General features: G+C 44.7%; 21 protein-coding genes and 1 pseudogene. 4 read left to right on the forward strand and 18 right to left on the reverse strand.

What is annotated here, in order from left to right:
* Window positions 1–446: 446 nt before the first annotated feature.
* Window positions 447–845 carry a nuclear transport factor 2 family protein gene (locus ACRRSW_RS11390; protein ID WP_432459390.1) on the reverse strand — a complete coding sequence of 133 codons (399 nt, stop codon included), beginning with the start codon at window positions 843–845 and terminating at the stop codon, window positions 447–449.
* A 98-nt stretch (window positions 846–943) separates the two neighbouring features.
* Here ACRRSW_RS11390 and ACRRSW_RS11395 point away from each other — a divergent pair, with 98 nt between their 5' ends.
* The gene (locus ACRRSW_RS11395) at window positions 944–1,699 is read left to right on the forward strand and encodes a helix-turn-helix domain-containing protein (RefSeq protein ID WP_432459391.1); all 756 of its coding nucleotides are present in this window, start codon (window positions 944–946) and stop codon (window positions 1,697–1,699) included.
* A 130-nt stretch (window positions 1,700–1,829) separates the two neighbouring features.
* Here the strand turns inward: ACRRSW_RS11395 and ACRRSW_RS11400 are convergent, their stop codons facing one another.
* Together ACRRSW_RS11400 and ACRRSW_RS11405 are read right to left on the reverse strand one after the other, a co-directional pair.
* Window positions 1,830–2,357, reverse strand: a complete 528-nt coding sequence (locus ACRRSW_RS11400; protein WP_432459392.1) for a PEP-CTERM sorting domain-containing protein — start codon at window positions 2,355–2,357, stop codon at window positions 1,830–1,832.
* A gap of 11 nt (window positions 2,358–2,368) precedes the next feature.
* A complete protein-coding gene (locus ACRRSW_RS11405) occupies window positions 2,369–5,185 on the reverse strand; it encodes a LamG-like jellyroll fold domain-containing protein (RefSeq protein ID WP_432453104.1) in 2,817 nt (938 codons plus the stop codon).
* Window positions 5,186–5,600: 415 nt separating this feature from the next.
* Here ACRRSW_RS11405 and ACRRSW_RS11410 point away from each other — a divergent pair, with 415 nt between their 5' ends.
* Complete coding sequence (locus ACRRSW_RS11410; RefSeq protein WP_432453102.1) at window positions 5,601–5,759, forward strand: hypothetical protein; 159 nt, start codon at window positions 5,601–5,603, stop codon at window positions 5,757–5,759.
* 264 nt (window positions 5,760–6,023) lie between these two features.
* Here ACRRSW_RS11410 and ACRRSW_RS11415 read toward each other — a convergent pair whose 3' ends face one another.
* Together ACRRSW_RS11415 and ACRRSW_RS11420 are read right to left on the reverse strand one after the other, a co-directional pair.
* Window positions 6,024–6,158 (reverse strand): hypothetical protein, encoded by a 135-nt coding sequence (locus ACRRSW_RS11415; RefSeq protein WP_432456201.1) that lies wholly within the window; start codon window positions 6,156–6,158, stop codon window positions 6,024–6,026.
* Window positions 6,100–6,246, reverse strand: a pseudogene (locus ACRRSW_RS11420) (transposase); the annotation flags it as partial. The pseudogene ACRRSW_RS11420 and the gene ACRRSW_RS11415, both read right to left, overlap by 59 nt.
* Window positions 6,247–6,444: 198 nt before the next feature.
* Between ACRRSW_RS11420 and ACRRSW_RS11425 the strand changes: the two are divergent.
* The gene (locus tag ACRRSW_RS11425) at window positions 6,445–8,289 is read left to right on the forward strand and encodes a hypothetical protein (protein WP_432453101.1); all 1,845 of its coding nucleotides are present in this window, start codon (window positions 6,445–6,447) and stop codon (window positions 8,287–8,289) included.
* A 292-nt stretch (window positions 8,290–8,581) separates the two neighbouring features.
* A complete protein-coding gene (locus tag ACRRSW_RS11430) occupies window positions 8,582–9,064 on the forward strand; it encodes a hypothetical protein (protein WP_432459393.1) in 483 nt (160 codons plus the stop codon).
* A 323-nt stretch (window positions 9,065–9,387) separates the two neighbouring features.
* Here ACRRSW_RS11430 and ACRRSW_RS11435 read toward each other — a convergent pair whose 3' ends face one another.
* The 13 genes from ACRRSW_RS11435 to ACRRSW_RS11495 form a co-directional block, all read right to left on the reverse strand.
* On the reverse strand, window positions 9,388–9,987 hold the full coding sequence (locus ACRRSW_RS11435) for a hypothetical protein (RefSeq protein ID WP_432459394.1): 600 nt from the start codon (window positions 9,985–9,987) through the stop codon (window positions 9,388–9,390).
* Window positions 9,988–10,168: 181 nt separating this feature from the next.
* Entirely contained in the window at window positions 10,169–10,306 is a 138-nt protein-coding gene (locus tag ACRRSW_RS11440; protein ID WP_432459396.1) for a hypothetical protein, read from the reverse strand.
* Between the two features lies 1 nt (window position 10,307).
* Window positions 10,308–10,457, reverse strand: coding sequence for a hypothetical protein (locus ACRRSW_RS11445; RefSeq protein WP_432459397.1), 150 nt, complete (start codon window positions 10,455–10,457; stop codon window positions 10,308–10,310).
* Window positions 10,444–10,614, reverse strand: a complete 171-nt coding sequence (locus tag ACRRSW_RS11450) for a hypothetical protein (RefSeq protein WP_432459398.1) — start codon at window positions 10,612–10,614, stop codon at window positions 10,444–10,446. The genes ACRRSW_RS11445 and ACRRSW_RS11450 overlap by 14 nt, the downstream gene beginning before the upstream one ends.
* The gene (locus ACRRSW_RS11455; protein WP_432459399.1) at window positions 10,614–10,757 is read right to left on the reverse strand and encodes a hypothetical protein; all 144 of its coding nucleotides are present in this window, start codon (window positions 10,755–10,757) and stop codon (window positions 10,614–10,616) included. Before ACRRSW_RS11455 ends, ACRRSW_RS11450 begins: the two co-directional genes overlap by 1 nt.
* A 7-nt stretch (window positions 10,758–10,764) precedes the next feature.
* Window positions 10,765–11,040: a hypothetical protein gene (locus tag ACRRSW_RS11460; RefSeq protein WP_432459400.1), complete on the reverse strand. Its 276-nt coding sequence runs from the start codon at window positions 11,038–11,040 to the stop codon at window positions 10,765–10,767.
* Window positions 11,037–11,537: a virion protein gene (locus tag ACRRSW_RS11465; protein WP_432459401.1), complete on the reverse strand. Its 501-nt coding sequence runs from the start codon at window positions 11,535–11,537 to the stop codon at window positions 11,037–11,039. The genes ACRRSW_RS11460 and ACRRSW_RS11465 overlap by 4 nt, the downstream gene beginning before the upstream one ends.
* Window positions 11,537–13,000 (reverse strand): hypothetical protein, encoded by a 1,464-nt coding sequence (locus tag ACRRSW_RS11470; protein ID WP_432459402.1) that lies wholly within the window; start codon window positions 12,998–13,000, stop codon window positions 11,537–11,539. Before ACRRSW_RS11470 ends, ACRRSW_RS11465 begins: the two co-directional genes overlap by 1 nt.
* Window positions 12,997–13,764, reverse strand: coding sequence for a hypothetical protein (locus tag ACRRSW_RS11475; protein WP_432459403.1), 768 nt, complete (start codon window positions 13,762–13,764; stop codon window positions 12,997–12,999). The genes ACRRSW_RS11470 and ACRRSW_RS11475 overlap by 4 nt, the downstream gene beginning before the upstream one ends.
* Window positions 13,754–14,137 carry a hypothetical protein gene (locus tag ACRRSW_RS11480; protein WP_432459404.1) on the reverse strand — a complete coding sequence of 128 codons (384 nt, stop codon included), beginning with the start codon at window positions 14,135–14,137 and terminating at the stop codon, window positions 13,754–13,756. Before ACRRSW_RS11480 ends, ACRRSW_RS11475 begins: the two co-directional genes overlap by 11 nt.
* Entirely contained in the window at window positions 14,118–14,330 is a 213-nt protein-coding gene (locus ACRRSW_RS11485) for a hypothetical protein (protein WP_432459405.1), read from the reverse strand. The genes ACRRSW_RS11480 and ACRRSW_RS11485 overlap by 20 nt, the downstream gene beginning before the upstream one ends.
* Window positions 14,331–14,340: 10 nt before the next feature.
* A complete protein-coding gene (locus ACRRSW_RS11490; protein ID WP_432459406.1) occupies window positions 14,341–14,694 on the reverse strand; it encodes a hypothetical protein in 354 nt (117 codons plus the stop codon).
* Between the two features lie 9 nt (window positions 14,695–14,703).
* Window positions 14,704–15,504, reverse strand: coding sequence for a major capsid protein P2 (locus tag ACRRSW_RS11495; RefSeq protein WP_432459407.1), 801 nt, complete (start codon window positions 15,502–15,504; stop codon window positions 14,704–14,706).
* Window positions 15,505–15,674: the final 170 nt, after the last annotated feature.

Here is a 15,674-nt window from a genome sequence, read left to right on the forward strand (position 1 = left end):
TTATGGAACGCATAAGATCTGCAACAAATTCAGGGCTTAGCGACGAGGATTAAAATAGAATGATTTTTTGACAGTTGTGTGTCAATCGGGTGAAGTTATTGTCAATACTAAGTTTGTATCGTGGATGCATCTAGATGCTGGCAGGCCAATATCTGATTGAAAGCGCAGTATCTCATCGTTTGTTAAATACGCTTAAAAATCTGTGGGAGTGAGAAAGTGTCTTTAATTTAAAAGCTCGCCACATAGCGAGCTTTTAAGGCTTATAGGTGATTAGGTCTCAGTTTTGTCGTTATTGAGGGGGGGATGTTTCCGCTTTATTACATCGGGCACCACGGCTAAGCCATGTTGAGTCGCTGATGCGCCTCTGAAGGCTTATCGGCTACTGACTGAACGATGTCTTTCCAAATCTGCTGAAAATGACCGCGAAGACACTCGCTTTGCGTGGTTCATTGAATATAGGCGAATGAATGATCAGATGAAGATCCCGATATAACTTGGCAAGATTCCCAACAACCCGTAATTTTGCCATCCTCAAGTTGGAAATGTGCCAGCACCTCCAGTAATGACTCTGAATTGTCTTGTTTGACAAGATGGACATAATGATGAGTTAGTACATCAGATCCTTGTTCTGCAATGGCCTTAAACTCTATAGTCAGGCTTTTCGTTTCATTTTTCAGTTTTTTTAAATGTAAATAAAATTCTTCATAATTGAGTTGATGTCCATCCGCATATTGGCGGTAGGTCTTTGAAAAAAAACGCTCGACCACCGACAGTTCTATAAGTTCTGAACTAAACAACGTTTTAAAAACATGGCGAACTAAATCTCGATTATTTGAATATTTCATGCTGGATCTCATTAGAGGGGAATTGAGTGCCTATGCTACCTGCGTATTTAGCGGTATTCTTTCTACATTAGGACAACTTATATAGAATATAGGCCAACATGAATCGCATGAAGATCTCCAATATTCAGCATATACACGATCACGAAACTGATTGGCATCGCCACGCCAGAGGCCAGTTATTCTGGGTGACTAAAGGTATACTTAGCGTGGATACTGTTGAATCCAGTTGGACTTTAGCACCCGGTTGTTTAGGTTGGATCCCCGCTGAGTGTTCACATCGGGCAAAGGTTATCGTTGGTTGTCAGGGAAAAATACTAAGATTGGATCCAGACGTCATTACGGCTGATAACACGATGGAAAAACTAGTAAAAACACCGTTTCTTATACATGCAATATTGCTTCGCTTAACCGCCACAGAGCATTTAGTCATGGAGGGGGCGATGCACCGTTTACTGGGTGTTCTGTTTGATGAAATATCATCAGCGGAGCGAACTAACTTTGAGCTTCCAATGCCTCGTGATAAACGATTAACAAAGTTAGCCGCTTATTTATTGTCTACTCCCGATGCTCCTTTCTCAAAAGCAATGCTCGAAAAAAGATTTGCCTTAAGTGGGCGTTCAATTTCTCGCTTGTTTATGCAACAAACTGGGATCACTTTTAAGCAATGGAGAGCATTAGCAAAATTACAGCATGCGCTTCGTTTACTTGAGAGTCCGTTATCGATTAGCGATATCGCCTTATCTTGTGGCTACAGTAGTACCAGTAGTTTCATATATGCATTCAAACAACATCTTGGTGAGACACCGAATTATTATAGGAAGGGCCAATTGAGTGGCAGGCTTAACCAATCATAAGGCAGTGCAGTGATGTAATTGAGAAGGCATTTAGTAAATTTAATGATTCTGGATAGCTGTTGTATTGATGGACACTCGATATACAAAATAAAAAGCCCAAGCTGGTGCTTGGGCTTTTAACTTGGTGAACTTAAGCTGGAAGTGAAGCGTGAGCTTTTCGCCTAAATCCCATCACGCCAAGCCCCATCAGCAACATCGCCAGTGACGCTGGTTCTGATACTTGAGGCGTGTTGGCGATTTGGTCACCAAATGAATCTGCGATATAGACGTTGATTAACTCAAATGATTGGGCTGAAAAAGCCGACTGAGCGGTAAAGCTCGCACTGGCTAGTTCAAACACGCCAACCGGAACGTCTAGGCTATCAAACCATAGGCTGTAAACACTTAGTGTATTACTGGCTGATAAGAACGCATCGGTTACCATTGCCCACTGAGTGTTTAAGACATTAAATCCGCTGTCTTGGTAGCTGGCCAAGGTCTCATCAAAGCGCAGACCAAAATCTAGTTCGGCGATATCTGCTGCCGAATTATCAACCATCATACGTACATCCACTAAGTCACCAGCGGCATATTGACTGGCATTTGTTTCCAGTGAGATAAACGCTGCATTGGCTTGTAATGTGAACAATGTTGCAAGCAGTGTGATTATATATTTCATCGGTAATTCCCTTAGTGAGTTGCACAACGAGCGCGAGTACAAAGATCCATTAAACCACGTAGGTCACGGCGATTAATCTGGCCATCATGATTGAAGTCGTAAGCTAAGTCGCTTATCGAAGCCGAGCGGATCGCTTGATAAAACAAAGATACATCTAATGAATCAATATCAAAATCTCCATCAAAATCGCCAATCATTTGCTTACCCCATTTATTGAGGATCGCCCGATACTCTTTTGCGGTGACTGGTAACACGGTTCCGTGGCGTGGTCGCGACGGTAAAGTGTAATCCTTGGCTAAGCTCCAGTTACCACTGGATAGGTCGGTTGTTTCAAAGGGAATGTAACCACGGCCACCAAATTCATCGATAAACAAGTACCACTTCTGCTCGGTATTGGATTTAAATACTAAGGGACCTTCACCTTGGCTCATATCCCCTTTACCAATACACTCACTTTGGAAATCCCAATTATCGTTATTAAGAGTCGTTGATGTTTCCGAAAGAATGAACTTACCACAGGCCGACTCCGACGCTGAGCGCTCGTCTTTAGTAAACCGGTAATAAACATCATCATGTTTGATCAAGGTTGAATCGATAGTGGAGTAGCCTTCATCGACCCATACCTGAGCGTCACTAAAGTTCACAAAGTCACGGGTGAGGGCATACATCATTTTATTGTAGGTACCATTGGAATGGCTGGCGTCGTTATATATTTTAGAGGCCCAAAAAACCACGTACGCATTTCGCTCGGGATCCCAAAAGGCTTCTGGTGCCCAGGTATTACCAGCAGTGTCTGGTGAGACTTGCACCAGGCGTGCATCACTCCAGTTCACCAAATCGTTAGATTCCCAAACGAGTAGCGAACGAGACCCCCAAGTTTGAGAGCGTCCCCAATCCCAATTACCGTAGATTTTCAGATCGGTTGCAATCATGAAGAACTTATCGCCTTCGGGGGAGCGAATAATAAATGGATCGCGAGCTCCTTTTTCTCCTAATGTGGTGGATAGTACTGGCTGTTCGCTATTTAAAGTTTGCCAATCGAGCGGGTTGTTACCATTAGACAGGGCGAAATAAACCTGCTCTCCATCGGCTGTTCCTTCACCAGTAAAGTAGCTGAACATATACGCTTCGAAATCGTCTAATGTGGTGAGTGGCGGTACGGTCGCAATAAAGGTTTTGGTAGCCGACTCTTCGCCTTTAGTTATCGTAGCTGTTAATGTCACGGTTTGAACTAAACCGCAGAGCTTGTTACGCGGTTCGGCAACACAGACCGGAGCCCGTGTGACGAGACCATCGGGGGTAATCACATCGGTATTATCTGATGACCAAGAAATGTTGGTTTCATATTTACCCTGGGTTGCGAGAAATATATGTCCACGCACATCATCAACATTAACGATTGCTAACGCTTCGCTATCAGCCGCGACAGACTCGGCATCATCGAGCTGAATTTCAGCAAGCGCTTGTTCTGCGGTAGTGGCTATCACGCTGGCGCTTAGAGCCCCATTCCAAATTTGGAAGTCGTCAAAGCGACCATGTAAGAAGTTATCGCCGCTGTAAAGTGACCGACCGAGGAAATTGGCAAGGGTGGTCCCATCACCGATGTCGGCAGGTGTGATTGTGATATTGGTGTTGCGCGCAACTTCTACGCCGTCTAAGTACACAATCCCAATACTGCCTTTTAAGCTATAAGCTAAATGATGCCATTCGCCCCGACTCAAATTACTACCAGAAGTCCCGGTATTTTGCTCACAAGACCAATGACAAGTTGACAGGGTGGTTCGGTAATAGTTACCCGTAGTGAACAGATATCCGTTACCATTACTCCCCGAAGTATTTCCTAAACCATAAATGAAATAGGGAGATGGCTGGTCGTTTTCGATAAAGACCTTAGTCATCACCGTGATTTCATCGAGGCCCGCCATTAAGTTATCGGGCAGATCGATATAAGCATCTTTACCGTCTAGTTCTGCAACGTCGCCGTCTAAAGTAACCCCTCCTTCAACGGTTCCATGGTGGTTGTTACCGGAAGCATCGGTGATCACACTTGAGGTTGGTGCGTCATCGAAGGGATACCACAGCACCAGTTGCGGTACCGTTGCGGCTATTTCTTCCGGACTTAAGGCACCGTTCCAGATTTGGAAATCCGCAAAATCACCATAGAAGTAATTATCGGCACTATACAGCGAGCGTCCCAAGAAGTTATCTAAGGTGATACCGTCGCCAATGGTGCCTGGCATGAGAGTGATAGCATCGTTTCGAGCGACTTCAACCCCATTCAAATATAAAATGCCGAGGTTATTGTCTTGGGTATAAGCAATGTGTTGCCAAGAACCCCTTGGTAAATTAGCACTCGCAGTTGCGGTACTTTGTTCGCAACTCCAGTGACAGCTAGACAGCGTGGTACGGTAATGATTGCCGGTGGTGAACAAATAACCATCACCATATGCGCCAGAAATATTGCCTAATCCATAAATAAAATACGGAGAAGGCTGACTGTTCTCGATAAAAATTTCAGCGGTAATCGAAATCGCGTTTAAGCTTGTGAGTAAATTGTCTGGCAGGTCGATATAACCGTCTATGCCATCAAAATGCGCGGCTCCGCCAGTGAGCGTGACGCCGCCAATAATGTCAGCATCATAGCCATGACCAGAGGCATCAGACAGAGTAGTTGAACCGGCAGGATCGTCAAACGGATACCACAATATTTGCTCAGCTGCATTGGCTGCATATGAAGCACTTAGCAGGGATACCGCTATACCGACTGACCGCATAATATTGCAGGGTCGCCATCGGCTAACATGTGGTAAGTTCAGTTGTATTTTCATCTCGTATATTCCTTATACTTATTATTTTATTTGTAGAGTTATCAATTACCAACATCAGGGTTTGAGATTGGTAATCTGAAAGACTAGACCAATTCAGAAGGTTTGACCTATTTTTATTTCGACTGGTGTATTAAATTAGAATAGACCTCCAAAAATTTAGCCTATTAAGGTAAATCAGTTGCTGATCACCGCTGTGATTTTTTAGTTAACGAAGGTCTCGAATAACGTTTGCTGGAAGTGAAAGCAAATGATAATGACAGTCTGAACTGCGCATATTGGTCGCCAGTGCTGCTGTTCATTTAGCAATTGCCCTTGAGTTACCCTCACAGCCTTAGTCTCAAGACTAAAAAGGGTATTAACCTCAACTTAGCTTGAGGTTTTATCTTTATCCCAAATAACGACGAAGGGATAAAGAATGCAAAATAATTACGTAAAGGAACTTGCCAAGAGAAGTTTTCAAGAAGGTCCGGTAAAAGCGCCTTATAAGAAGCGTAAAGGTTTTAATCAAGGACCGAATATCTTTATCGGCGTATTCGCCTCGGTGATGTTAAGTGCAGTTGTTTACTTCATTTAATATAGAATCAAGTTGCTACGCCAGCCTCAGTCGGTTAATTGTAGCCGCGACTAATCGCGCTAAACCTTGGTTTCTTCGGGTATGCTTTAAGTAAGGTACCAGTAGGCATTCTATTCATGTAGTACAGGTAAAGGTTGTAGAGTAGGGAAGGCGAGAGTCTGCACCAAGAGCATGAGAAGAGCATGGACATCCATGATAAAAACTACAGGGACAGTAACAGTGTTAGTGAAGTGAACACCACTGCCATTATTTAGTTCTCAGGCGTTAATCATGCTGATTGGCGGCTCGCGCAATGTGTTCGTTTAAATGGCGCATAAACCAGCTTAAGTCATACAGGCGAGTCCGATACACTTCGGCGGCGGTGCTCATAGCTTTTACCGGTTTGTTGGTCTTCGCCACACAGAAACGCCCGTCGAACACAACGGGAAACACAATGATAGTAGGGTGTATCCGATAAGCTCACTTGCGAGCGTCTTGACCTAGGCATGATGATAACTCCCCAAATAAATAACTATTGATAGTTTAGACTATAAAACGTTTCGTTAGTTTGGGTGTCTTGTTTGCCGACCCCCGGACTGTGATGCAAATTCAATAACAGGTGTTAACCCTTTATTTCCATTCAATAACCACATAGAAAGTGGTAGATTGTTGTTTGCGTAATCATGAAAGAATAAGGACATTCTGTATGAAGCTTGCGAACATCCTCTCTGCTGTCAACCAAGTCGAAAAATCTAAGTTTATCAATTTCATTGATCGCATCTGTAATGATGCTATAGAGCACGATAAAGAGCTTGCTCGTCGAGTCCGAAACCTAGATGGCCAGATAAAGAACGCCTCTAGTAGTGAAATCACGCAACTGTTCAAATTGGTACTCCCATATTACGAAAAGAGTGTCAAAGCGCAGCTGGCAATGCTTGGAGTTCAGGCATCTTTGTTAGTAAACATACTAAGTCGAGATGGCAATTGTATCGCTAGAATTTCCTGGATCGAGTCGCTGTACACAAAAGAGTGGAAGCTTATTAACCAACGTTCTAAAGAGTTGGCGGAAACCATGCAGAGAACAAGTGAGCAAGATGCCTTTGATGAATCGAAAAGATTGGATATTTATTTCTCATGTCTCAGCGAAGCTTACACAAACGATGAGAAAAACAATCGTGAAGCGAAAATTACTGATGACGAACGAGGGGTCCTAAATTTACTCGCACACAAGCTTGACATTACATCCGACGATAAATCTGCTCTAGAGCATTTAGTAAATGCTATTCCCCAGACTGGCGTACAAGATGCGTTAAACACATTGCGCGAAATTGGCTTACTGTTTATCAGCCGAAAGCGCCACATGGTCTATGTGCCAGATGAAATTGTGTCCATGCTTAACAACATGCTAGGTAAAGATCTTGCGGATAAGCATGTCCTGAGAATCTTGCGGACATTCAGCGATGCAGAACTGTCAAACATCCTTAAAAATCATGGAAAACGAATCCGTGGGGTAGAGCGCTTACAAAAAATAAGCACCGTAATGCATATGTGTTTACCGTGTGCTCAGCTTTTACAGAGCGACTTGTTTAGCACTGATGCCGCGCTTAATGAACGTAAGGAGCGCCTCAAACAACTCATCGTAGATCTCGATTTGACGGTCGATAAACTCGGCTCGACTATCGAAGAACGTACCAACCTCATCGTATCTGCTTTAAATAGTTCAACAGAAGCTGAGTTTAATTCGCTTAGCGCAACAGGATTTCGAGAGTTGTTTAATGGGTTACAAGCTCACTTTTCACCTTTATCTAAACGCCTGCGACAAGAGTTTGAGCTGGAAAATAACGACGAAATTGATGTCGACATGCTTAGAGCTTTAAGCATCACGCCACATGACATTTTGTACATGCTGACCAATGATGAAGTAAAAGATGTAAAAGACAGTATGGGCATAAGCAAGCGAGGTAACCCTCGTCTCGTCATTCTGGAAAGCTTTGCAGATGCGACAGATAAGTTGATAGACAACTATGACGTGCTAGCACGTAGAGATTTACAAGAGCTCAAAAAGCAAGGAATTGAGCTACCTGAAGCCGAAATTGGCGTTAAATTTGAGGAAGTTACCAAGGCCATCTTTGAGCAACTAGGTCTGGAAGTAGACGAAGATTTACGGCGTTCGATTAATACAGCCAAAGATAAAGCCGATATCCTTATTGCATTAAGTGACGATGACGTAATTGTAGGCGAAGCAAAAACATGCAAAAACGGTGATTTTGCCAAATACTCAACTACTTCTCGCCAGGTGAAAGCTTACGTAAACCGCTGTGAAAATACTGGTAAACGTGTAGCTCAAGTACTTATCATCGCTCCTTCATTTTCGGATGACTTTGTTGAGTCAGCCGAAATGGATACTGAAGTAAATATTTCCTTGCTCGAAGCTTCCGGTCTCAAGCAGATCTTAGATGCATACAAAGCGCGAAGAGCCCCCAAATTCTCTGCAAAATTGTTTACTAAAGGTGGATTACTGAAGTCTTCACTGATAGCTAAGAATATATAGATGCCAAAGGGTTTAAGTACAGTTACTTAAAGTGGAAAAACTTGCTCTAGGGAGTATTAGCATGCTGAGCTTAAAAACCCATAAGGATAAATAATGACAAGCGTCAGATTGATTAATGGTGGTTTTTATATTTACAATTTAACATAATATACATTATGCGCCTTAAGGATTGGAGAGTTTGTTTCTTTTACAACTGTTAGTAGTTACAGGTGTAAAAGCGCCTAAAAACAGCTATTTGGCTCAACTTCTTATAAGTGTGACTGGCGTCACAATAAAAATGGAGTTTTATTTCATGTCAAAACGCAAACCGACCCAATATCGTTACCGACCAGCTCAACGCTATAACATTTGGCGCGAACTCGTGAGCTGTTCACACAGCGATGATATTAAAGTTGTTGGGCGGTATCTCTTCAATAAATGCTTTGATGATCCCAAAGATGGTGCTTTATATTTCGATGTTGATTTGGCAACCGTGTATCGCTGGCTCAAAAATGGCACTTGGCCAACGATGGCCCTGCGGTTGATGCTCATTCAATCGCGTGGCTGGCTACCAACAACCCCGCAATGGTCAGATGTTCGATTAATAGAGATTGGCACAGTGCGAAACCAAAAAAGCTGGGGGCTATCGGTCAACGGATTTAAAGAACCTTTTTTACCGCATGACGTACAGCTGATTTCGATGTACAAGGAGGCGTTTAAGCGAGAGCTGTTAAATCGAGAGCAAGAACTCACTTTAAATATGGCTCAAGCTAATAAGCTGAAAGTGGTCAAATAGCCCTTTTATTTAAATGCCGATAAATGGTATTATCGGCAATCAATCCGACTAATAGACAAATACTGCATTAAATTGTTTACTAGCTACCCATCCTACGCTGTGCTTTTTAAGCATGTTATTTGGAGCGATTGCTTGATACAACTTTAAGTCATCCCTTGCTGTTCGCTCTCCAATTCCAAAATATCGGGACACCAGATTGGTGGTAACAAACCCAAACTCTAATAAGCAAAAATCAATAAACCTTATTCTTTACTCTAAAGCGTAATTCATTTTGGTTTCACCAAACTTAAACGTTCTAGCCATGCAACACCTTAAAACAGAGACTATGCAAAGTAACTTACAACTGAGCCATATATGAGCAAAAGAACACCTAACAACTGAGTCTCAGCCCCGCCCACGGCAACTTCCGATAGCTGCTTTTTAGTGGTCTGAATATCATTTTTCGTTATATCTAAACTATCATTCAACGTTGTTGATAACTTAGTTATTTTTTCATCAACGATACCTTTAAAAACAGCTGCTTCATTTTTTAATTCTTTTATTTCTTTTTGAACATAAGCGTGAAGTTCGGCCACGGTTGTGGGATCCTTTTCCGTTATTGAGATTTCGGGTTCATAAGCCTGTGAACGATAACCCCCAAACGTAGCACTTATATTTATATTATTTCCCCTACCCATTAATTTTGCCAATTGCGCATTGAATTCCTTCAAAATATCGCTAGCCCAGCTAGGACGAATTGTTCCCAAGTTGGAACTTATAGAATGGACCACTATCCCCGTTCCCAGCACATTTAATACCAACGCAATAGTTTCATTAACCAGCTTATCACTCCAGCATGGGAGATATTCCACGCACGATGAAGAAATTATCAAATAATGCACACACATCAACAAAGGCATAAGTATTACAACTTTAAACTTCATGAATACATACTTCATGAAACAACCTAGCCTGCTGATAAATAGAGCTATTTTACGCATGTTTCACCAAATCATTATTGAGTGTTTTGACTATACCCCACAAAAAACAATAGCGGAAGCAAATGTGAGAAATCTCAAGTAACAAAAAAGGCGCAGTTAAGCGCCTTTTGTTGTCCGAGCATCATTATTTCACTTTAACGATGCGACCGCCCTTCACGTATTTATAGCCTTTCTTTAAGCGCCCTTTGCCCTTGGTGCCTGCTGATTTGCCAACTGATTTCTTAGCCGTTGAACGGCGTTTTTTGCGGGTACGAATTGACATATTATTTTCCTTTTTTCTTTATCCATGCAGCGAGCAAAATTAGCGCTGCACCTAATACAAATTGTGTTTTGTTGCCGATTTCTAGGCGGACTTCTACGGGTTGCGGCGTGTTGACGGTGACGCCGTAGTTGCCGTTTTCAGGTATGAGCATTAATCCGCTCCCGTAGCTCGGCCACTGCCTTGGTTAACTGGCGTAACACTTCGCTGTTTATCTTGTCGCGCTGCATCATTATCCAGCAAAACCACGCGAGAACAGCGGTACTGCCATCAACACCAACGGCTTGCAGTTGCGCTAACATTTCGCCCATTAAGCCCCCGTAAAGATACTGAAAAGGTCAACCACTGCGCCGACGGTACTTTGGTTCACTTGCCCGGTGGCGATAGCGGTTCCCACGGCACCAATCCCAAACCAAAAGCGTTTTGTTTGTAATGCGTTTTTTAACTTATTCATCTGTTGTTCACTCCAATCCATAGACTTTTTTAGCGTAGTTTTTGCGATACTCAGGCGCCCAAGGATTGATTAGATCCAAGCCCCCGAAAATATGGTCGGCCACGGTGTTAAACGCGCCCTCGCCCCCTATTTCATCCACCAAACCCTTGGTGCCTTGGTAAGCTAAGTTCTGGTCGCTCATGGGGTTAACCGCTTGGGCTGCATCTTTCGCTTTGCTGTAAAGCAGATAGCCCCCAATTAGGGCAACCGATGCGACAAACATATGCTGCTTGGTGATTTTCATGCCGCCGCCCTCCAACCTTGATTTAACTCCGCCATGCTGTAGGGCTGCTGGCCGTTTTCGTGTTTGATAATGGCCGCCATTAAATTTGGATAATCGGAATACTCCAAGGCGGTATCAGGCGATACATTAAGTTGACTAGAAACATGATTGATATAACTCCCTGTATTGTTTTCACTTGACGGTGCGTAGCGGTTAATGACTTCGGTGATAGTATCAACACCCGCCGAACCGTAGCCCTCGACGCCATCGCGTGAGCGATAGGTGAGCAAGGTTCTACCCAGTGCTCGAAGGCCATTCGCGGGGGTATCAAAAATAATAAAGCGGCCATCGCTGCCTATTTGACCTTGCCATTTCACCCGGTCGTTAAATTCAAGATTACCGGGGTTGTTGTTGCGAATGCCGCGCGGTAATTCGCTTAATCCTGGCACAGCGGTTTTGCTTGAATAAAGCCACAGCAAAAGACCGAGCGGGACAGTGACTAATAGCGCTTTTTGCATTAGTTGACCTCTCTCAGTACGTTGATTTTTGTGCCGCCGCTTGGCTCAAGACCGCCCGAATAAAACGAATTGCCCGCAATCAAGCCCTCTCCTAGAGCCACAGGCCAAGGGGCGTTAATGCCACTGTCAACAATTATCCAAGGGCTACTTGCATCAACTTTTAGTTTTAACTTTTGCTCAGCGCGTGCGTAATAAGCGACCGACTCGCCCTTGGTACATAAGTGCTGACTTAAGATTTCATTGTTGTAAGTGTTGGATGCGTGTAGCGATACACTCGTCCAACTCCCCGACTCTTTTTTAAGCTCGTGACATCGAAATTGATAATCACCATATTTCGCGTGATAGTAGATGCGCCCGTCTGAAGTAGCAGAGACAAAATCATAGGTTTTGATGGGATGCGCGAGCGTTGCTTGTAGCTCGCTAACACCGTCTTCGACGTAATACAGTTTTGCCTGTGTCCCGTCATTCACGAACACCAAAAAGCCATCCAAATAGTGAATGATTGCACTGACTGTCGCGTGTTCTCCATCGATTAAAACGGGATGCCACGCATCGCTGTCGAAGTAACTTGCTCGGTAATCCGTAAAATTAGCACTAAAATCTGTCATGACCATCAGCTGAGCGCGTCGATTGCTTGCGCCGACCGCTATCGATGTACCACCAATATCACCAAGCGCAAAAGTTTTATGCGCTTGGCCTTCTTCCATGAAGGTTACGCTTGAAAAATCATTAGCAGCCAAGCCTGAATAGGTCTGCGCCACAGTTCGGCGCGCTTTGACGCCCGTATCAACCCAAGTTTCACCGAAATCGGACGACTCAAGCATGTTGTCATCCTTTTTATAAAGCTTGCTACCAATGAAATTGACTTGCGGCTGAGGATGGGACGAATTGTTAGTCGCACCAATCGGAATAGATTTTTGAAGGCTCATTTCGCCCGCAGTCGGCACCAAAAAACGCTTATAAATTGGGTTGTCCGTGACTGCATACACCGCGCCTTGTGTGCTAATTTTTACAGGCTCGCCCGCCGCGACTTTAAAGCCGTTGGCGCTGGAAACATTCGAACCGCCAATAAAAATTACATCGTTCCATGGTTGAATTAACACTGTGCTTCGACCGGGCTCCGCTTGCGCGATAAGTTGAGGCGCACCATAAAACGCCTGCGCTTGGTTTGAGCTGATATTCTCGCTCCCAACGCTGCGCATTTCTGAGCTTTGGGTTGTCATTGGATGTTTCGAGATCCAAACCTTAATTTCTTGGTCAACGGGGCTGGTAAATTCGAAGATTTCGAAAGCCGCGCTTAAGGTTGGTGCGCAGCCTTTGTATAGGTTTGAGTCGAAATTCTCCGAACCATTCCCCATTGCACGCACTCGAATTTCACCCGCAGCAATCAGAAGATTTAAGTAACGGCCCGTTCGTGAGACGGTTTCCGGTAAGTCTGCTTTTAAGCTAATGGTTACAATCATTTTTTAGCCTTTTTTAATGCAATCAACACTGCGCCCACGACCACGGCCAAAACGGTGTATTGAATGGTTTTATTGGATTCGATGGCAAGTTGTTGCCCATCGCTACGGCTTGCGTTATCGGCAAATTGATAGGCTTGCTTGCTGGCATTGGCGAGCGAATCATAAAAGTATTTTTGATTGTCGCTTTGCGTGGTGTCGTTCATTTTCGCCAGCTCATAAACAAGGTTTGAGCCTTCGGTTAAGTTCTGACGGCTTAAGTCCATCGCTGAAAATGCTAAGTCGCTATTTTCAGTTAGCGCCTTGGTTGCAAGGTCGCTTTGTGCGTTGATACTGGTTGATGCAAGTAGATGATTATCAAGCGCAGCATTTGAGATCACTTGCCCCATATCGGACAATAGATTTCCTGCACTGCCAAACACGGAACCTGCCTGATTGATGGCGTTATTGGCTAAGCTGGTGTTATCACTCATGGCCGCATCGACCGCGCCAACCGTGGTTGACAGCATATCGCGTGCTAAGTCACCGGATTCTTGCAGTGCAAGTCGATTGTTTTCGGTGACCGATGACGCTAAATCACCGACCATGCTAACGCCCTGCTCTGTAATCTCTTTCGCGGCATTCATCGCGCCCATATCGGTGGTCGTCATTTCCAAGACGTTCCCATCGCCAGATAAAACCACGCCTTCATTATTTCCCTGTATGGCTTGGCTCAAGCTGGTATTGGTGCTGTTACTCGCTTGTGATGAGCTGGATTTACTCCCCATAATTCACCCTAACTTTATATACTTTTTCGGTTAACTGCGGCTCTAGGTCGGCAAAGAAGCGCATAAAATAGCGCTCTTTGGCGGCCAGTTTGCTTGTGGTATGCCAGCGAATAGATCCAGCGCCAACGGCTTTAGCAATGGTGACCAAATCGTGACGTAATTCAGCCACGTTTCGCCCGGCAATCGCGACGAGAACCAGTTCTTTTACGCCATTGAATAGCGTTTCCACGCGCATCAAAAAATAGGCTTGGCCTGCTTTGTAGCAATCGGCCTCGCCGTTTTTGACTTGCGCTTCAATCGCTTTCGCATCATCACCCATCGCTTGCGCTAAATAGGGCGCGGCTTCTTCAAAGCTAACGTTTACGAAGCGCATAAAGGGCCACCAAACCAATCACGATTAACATCGGGGTACTGATGCCGCCCGTACTGCCAGCGCTGGGCGCAAAGTTAATCGCGCCGCCATAAAATCCGGTATTGCCGCCTTGGAAATCGCCATTGGTGGCGGCAGCGCTAGAGCTTGCGCTCAGGCCGCCGCCTCCGGTGAGGCTGGTCATTGCTCCTAACATTCCAGCCCCCTTAGCGGTTGATGTACCAAAGCACACCCAAGCACCCGCCAAGCATCAACAAACCTTTGCCCGTCATACCTAAGGCTTGCGCGGCTTTATCTAATACCGCTTGGCTTTGCTGTTGGCCGGGTGATAAGGGTTTGGTGTCAACGGGCATCGCTGCGCCATTTTCAAGCGTTTGAGTTTTTGCGAGTTCAAGCTGACCAATGCCGACGGCATTCTTTGTTTTTTGAATTTGCTCATAGCCCATCCAAGCGCTTAAAGCGGTTTGCAAACCTTGGTCAACTGTTTCCAGCCATTCAGGGCCGCCGCCAGTGCTGGCGGTGACAGGCCCGATTGCTGTTGCTGTTACTGCCTGTACCATAACGTCCCCTTAGATAGCGCCGTAAGGTGCCATGTACTCAATATTGACAATGACCTGACCGGGTGAATCTAGCTCTAGCTTTAAGCGCATGTCTTGAATTGCTTTTGACATTTTGACGCCGTGGAACATATCGCCATCGAGCACCCAATCAATGGTGAAATGGTTGTCTTGAGGGGCGCGGCCATAATCTCGCAAAATACCGTTTTGAATCCGCTTCGGCGCTTCAAAGAGTTTGACGCGATCAATCTCAAATGTTGCCTTGCTGATATCGCCCTCAGGCTTGTAAATATGCAAGCGGGCAATCATTGCGCCCGCAGGAATTTGAAAGGAGTCGATTTCAAAGGTGCCTGCCACACTTGAGCTGGTATGAAGCCGCTTGTTTTGCAGCATCCAGCCCGGCAACGTACCGACCACCGTTTCCGCAAAGACTTCGATTCGAGGGTCGGTGACGCTTGATGCAATGTCCATTTTAAGTTGCACGGTGGTTAAACCTTGGGTGCCTAAGGCAAAGAAACGACCTTCTTCAACCGTTTTTAAAATATCGTCTTGCTTGAAATCAAAGGTAAGGCGATTGCTTTCTTTGTTTCGCACAAAGTAAGCCACATTGAGCGATTCCATTTGCGCCCCGTCTTTGTATTCAAGCACTAAATCAGTATTCAGCTCTAAGCGAATATTGCTTAAATCTGCTGGCGCTAAGTTGGTTAAATCAAGGTGTAAACGCTCAATGGTTTTACCCACTGGAATACGAACCGTTGCGGTGGTTCCCGGCTGAACATTAGATACGAATCCGAGAGAATCAGTAGAACGCATGGCTATTCTCCTATTGAACGATTCGGCGGATTTGTGGCGAAGCGCTACTGATTTTATTCAGCGCGACATACACCACGGCGGGGATTAAAAATTTCATCAATTGTGCTTTTGTCATGTTGCTGCCCTCTGGCCTTTTATTTGACGTTTAGAAGTTGTTCGAGAGGCTTTAT

Origin of the sequence: Agarivorans sp. QJM3NY_25 (assembly GCF_050870875.2) — a bacterium.
Lineage (GTDB): Bacteria > Pseudomonadota > Gammaproteobacteria > Enterobacterales > Celerinatantimonadaceae > Agarivorans.

Excerpts from the sequence above, each read along its gene's own strand:
- ACRRSW_RS11390 (WP_432459390.1), bottom strand. The coding sequence starts at position 845 with ATGAAATATTCAAATAATCGAGATTTAGTTCGCCATGTTTTTAAAACG.
- ACRRSW_RS11395 (WP_432459391.1), top strand. The coding sequence starts at position 944 with ATGAATCGCATGAAGATCTCCAATATTCAGCATATACACGATCACGAA.
- ACRRSW_RS11400 (WP_432459392.1), bottom strand. The coding sequence starts at position 2,357 with ATGAAATATATAATCACACTGCTTGCAACATTGTTCACATTACAAGCC.
- ACRRSW_RS11405 (WP_432453104.1), bottom strand. The coding sequence starts at position 5,185 with ATGAAAATACAACTGAACTTACCACATGTTAGCCGATGGCGACCCTGC.
- ACRRSW_RS11410 (WP_432453102.1), top strand. The coding sequence starts at position 5,601 with ATGCAAAATAATTACGTAAAGGAACTTGCCAAGAGAAGTTTTCAAGAA.
- ACRRSW_RS11425 (WP_432453101.1), top strand. The coding sequence starts at position 6,445 with ATGAAGCTTGCGAACATCCTCTCTGCTGTCAACCAAGTCGAAAAATCT.
- ACRRSW_RS11430 (WP_432459393.1), top strand. The coding sequence starts at position 8,582 with ATGTCAAAACGCAAACCGACCCAATATCGTTACCGACCAGCTCAACGC.
- ACRRSW_RS11435 (WP_432459394.1), bottom strand. The coding sequence starts at position 9,987 with ATGAAGTTTAAAGTTGTAATACTTATGCCTTTGTTGATGTGTGTGCAT.
- ACRRSW_RS11440 (WP_432459396.1), bottom strand. The coding sequence starts at position 10,306 with ATGTCAATTCGTACCCGCAAAAAACGCCGTTCAACGGCTAAGAAATCA.
- ACRRSW_RS11445 (WP_432459397.1), bottom strand. The coding sequence starts at position 10,457 with ATGCTCATACCTGAAAACGGCAACTACGGCGTCACCGTCAACACGCCG.
- ACRRSW_RS11450 (WP_432459398.1), bottom strand. The coding sequence starts at position 10,614 with ATGGGCGAAATGTTAGCGCAACTGCAAGCCGTTGGTGTTGATGGCAGT.
- ACRRSW_RS11455 (WP_432459399.1), bottom strand. The coding sequence starts at position 10,757 with ATGAATAAGTTAAAAAACGCATTACAAACAAAACGCTTTTGGTTTGGG.
- ACRRSW_RS11460 (WP_432459400.1), bottom strand. The coding sequence starts at position 11,040 with ATGAAAATCACCAAGCAGCATATGTTTGTCGCATCGGTTGCCCTAATT.
- ACRRSW_RS11465 (WP_432459401.1), bottom strand. The coding sequence starts at position 11,537 with ATGCAAAAAGCGCTATTAGTCACTGTCCCGCTCGGTCTTTTGCTGTGG.
- ACRRSW_RS11470 (WP_432459402.1), bottom strand. The coding sequence starts at position 13,000 with ATGATTGTAACCATTAGCTTAAAAGCAGACTTACCGGAAACCGTCTCA.
- ACRRSW_RS11475 (WP_432459403.1), bottom strand. The coding sequence starts at position 13,764 with ATGGGGAGTAAATCCAGCTCATCACAAGCGAGTAACAGCACCAATACC.
- ACRRSW_RS11480 (WP_432459404.1), bottom strand. The coding sequence starts at position 14,137 with ATGCGCTTCGTAAACGTTAGCTTTGAAGAAGCCGCGCCCTATTTAGCG.
- ACRRSW_RS11485 (WP_432459405.1), bottom strand. The coding sequence starts at position 14,330 with ATGTTAGGAGCAATGACCAGCCTCACCGGAGGCGGCGGCCTGAGCGCA.
- ACRRSW_RS11490 (WP_432459406.1), bottom strand. The coding sequence starts at position 14,694 with ATGGTACAGGCAGTAACAGCAACAGCAATCGGGCCTGTCACCGCCAGC.
- ACRRSW_RS11495 (WP_432459407.1), bottom strand. The coding sequence starts at position 15,504 with ATGCGTTCTACTGATTCTCTCGGATTCGTATCTAATGTTCAGCCGGGA.